This is a genomic window from Hydrocoleum sp. CS-953, from assembly GCF_002260545.1.
Lineage (GTDB): Bacteria > Cyanobacteriota > Cyanobacteriia > Cyanobacteriales > Microcoleaceae > Trichodesmium.
On record NZ_LGSU01000502.1, the window covers coordinates 1 to 3,360 of the forward strand.

Annotated in this window: 1 protein-coding gene and 2 pseudogenes; all 3 read right to left on the minus strand. The window is 38.1% G+C overall.

What is annotated here, in order from left to right:
* A pseudogene (locus tag AFK68_RS05180) lies at nucleotides 1–291 on the minus strand (hypothetical protein); the annotation flags it as partial.
* A 119-nt stretch (nucleotides 292–410) separates the two neighbouring features.
* Complete coding sequence (locus AFK68_RS44285) at nucleotides 411–1,448, minus strand: EF-hand domain-containing protein (protein ID WP_371357241.1); 1,038 nt, start codon at nucleotides 1,446–1,448, stop codon at nucleotides 411–413.
* Nucleotides 1,449–1,664: 216 nt separating this feature from the next.
* A pseudogene (locus tag AFK68_RS43290) lies at nucleotides 1,665–2,836 on the minus strand (4Fe-4S binding protein); the annotation flags it as partial.
* Between the last annotated feature and the right edge of the window lie 524 nt (nucleotides 2,837–3,360).

Genomic DNA, 3,360 nt, shown 5'->3' on the forward strand with positions numbered 1-3,360 from the left:
AATTTTATAGATCCATTTAGGGGTTCTATAAGCACAAGCGTCAACCACAGACTGTTTAAGTTTAGGCGTTGCTAATTCTAGGCGCTTCAAACTATCACCTACCTGATCTAGGGTATAATTAACAGGTTCTTTAGGTAGAGTTTGGCTAGTGCCTCCTGGTAGTCTAAATAGTCCAGAGCGAAAAGCGTAGGCAATTAAATCAGGGGAGTTGTGCCCAACTTGGGCGAGAGCAGACAGCAGAATAATACAGTCCGGTCGTAATATTCTTTTTTCAAAATGGTATAATATCAAGTCTCATTAACTTAGCCATAATAAAAATGTTCTTCTCTTTTAACAGAGTATCTTTTTGTGGGTTATGACGCCAACAAATTCTCACCCTACTCCCTACTCCCTGTTTTTCAATTTTTGTCTTAAGATTTCAATGACTTAAAGACTGCTTTAAACTCCTCGAAACTGATTAGGTTGTCACCACTTGTGTCTGCAGCTTTCAACATCTTCTCAATTTGCTCGTCATTAATATAGGTATCGATAGTACGAATATAAGTTTGTAACTCATCTAAACTTATATATCCCGATCCATCTGTATCAATATATTGGAAAACTCTGCGAAGTTCCTTTTCTTCTTGAGCAATCATTTGTTCTAGGTAACCAATACGTTCAGCGATCGTCTTCCACAACTGATAGGGGTCAGTGTGTTTAAGAGCATCTGCTTCGTCATCTTTAGTAATGCCATATTCTTGGCGAAGTTCTTGAACTAAGTTGCGAGCTTTTGGGGATAAATTCTTCAAAAGGTCTTCTAACACTTCATTGGATGTTTTCTCAGAGAATGCTTTCATCAAATCAGAAACCCAGTTTCTATCTGGGTGAGTTTTCCGAGCATTTAAGATAGTTTCCAGGAGCATTTCTCGATAGCTATCTAACCGCAAAGTGTTTTCTACATTCCACTGTTTACGAGGATCGAACAGCTCAGGATATTCCTGAGCTAGTTCCGTTAAGATGGCATCGTGCTGTTTATCAGAAATATCCAGTTCTTCCCGCATTTGCTTGAAGTTTTCCAGACTATTAGCAGGCTTTACATAACCCTCATAAATGGCATCTCGCAACATTGCTTTGTAAGTTTGCAGACGTTTTTCTTGGGAGAAATCAGGCAAAACTTTAGCAAGAACATAAACTTCATCTGTACTAAGATCCTCAATAGACTGCCCATCCAAAAATTTCGTGGTATCCAAATTCAGCTTTTTGAGCTGCTTTCGCAATCGATTTGCAATACTTTCCCGTTGATAACGACTGGGAGTGCGCTGCCAAGTTCTATAAAGCCACAAACTACTAAATACTGCCATTAAAACTGTAAAAAGAGCGGGTAAGGGTGATGGCAACAACTGGATAAAATTGTGCCCTCCAAAAATAAAGAAGAAGTTGAAAATGAAAAACGTACACAACGTAAACATTCGATGTCGAATGATTAAGGGGTCAGTCTGTTGGTGATGGCGATGTTGATAGGCTTTGTAAATGTCTTCCAAAGCACTACCAATACCTATAGCGCCAAAGGTAAATAGAGCCAGAGTTATGGGTACTGCTAGAATTTTAGGAATGTCTACAGCTTGATCTAAAAAATAAAACCCAGGTTTGAGCTGGGTTTTATTTTTTAGATCAAGCTGTAGACNTGCCCTCCAAAAATAAAGAAGAAGTTGAAAATGAAAAACGTACACAACGTAAACATTCGATGTCGAATGATTAAGGGGTCAGTCTGTTGGTGATGGCGATGTTGATAGGCTTTGTAAATGTCTTCCAAAGCACTACCAATACCTATAGCGCCAAAGGTAAATAGAGCCAGAGTTATGGGTACTGCTAGAATTTTAGGAATGTCTACAGCTTGATCTAAAAAATAAAACCCAGGTTTGAGCAGATTAGCCAATTGGTTTTCTTCATGAACCCAAGCTCCTGAGAAATAATAATCCCAGTTCCCGGCATAAAGATAGTAATAGAAAAAATACCCAATTGTAATGCCAACATAGCCGTAGTAGAGCATTTGCTCCTGTGGGTTGCTTATCCCATCCCAATAGGACTTTTCAGCATCTATATCAATACAAGGGCTTTGACAGGCAACACAAGCACTCAATTCTTTACCTTCTTGACTTACAGTGCGACACATCGACTGAGTAATGAGTTTGCGATCGCCTTTGTGAGCAGTGCTGTTGAGCAATGCTCTTGGTTGTGAGTAAATCTTTTGTACAGGAGCCATCGGACAAATATACTGACACCAACTCTTACCTCCATACAGGTAACCGACTGTTATTGCTGCAATAATTGTGAATATTAAAAACGAACCTAAAGCCAAACGATTAGAGTTGACAAAAAGAATGCGGTTACAGAGTCCTAGAAAAAAAAGGCTAAATTGTAGGGAAAGATAATTCCGACCTAGCCATGAATTTTTGGGAACTTTGACCAATTCCTTGCGCACTTTCCACGTTGTAGGATTGACGCGATCGCGTTTACGTTCCCATCCCAAGGCACGAGGAATTTGTGAAAGAAAGGATAGGGGACAGATCCGTCGCCAAAATTCGTGTCCTAACACAAACAAAATGAAAACGCCAGAAGGCACGATCATGCCCCAAAAAATAGAAGCTCCCATCGGATAGGGTATCTCTTCGAGACATTTTCCTTGTACCAAGACACAGTTTTCTATATTAAGTCTGAAGGGACTTACTGAATTGGAAGGTTCTGTTAGCTTACTGGATATTGGATCGTAAAATAGTGAGATAATTAGGAGACACCAACCCAAGGTAAGTGCCCATCGTAGTCGATGTATTTTGATTTCAGAAATATTACCTAGCATTACTCAATTTTTTTTCTCAAGATATTTTATTTTTCTTGGTACTACTAAACTGACATGAACGTTGTATCCAAATTAACCTAAGAGCAATGTTTAATTGGTTGGAATTTAGTATCGATTTAGTTAATTAAAAAAATTTCAGTAATATCATGTCCGGATAATCCGCGACCAAAAAGTGGTAGTCCTGCATAGTAATGGTGAAGGTATATATGTTTTGGGCGTTGGTGAATCAAGCTATGAAATCTAAGGTATGCATTACCCAAGAAACCGGGTTTTTTGGGGATAGATATTAGTACGATCAGGCATTTATACAAACCCGGTTTCTACACTTTCATAGCTAAAATCACCAGTCCCATGTTTTGTAATTTCTTCCCACACTTCCCACACCTCCTACACTATCTCTAACATTATCGAATTATTAATTATTATTTAATTATTATTAATAGAGTTGTTGGGAAATAACTTAGATTACAAAAAAAATAAAATGAAAACAGATATATTTAGTTAGTGATTTTATTATTTATGCT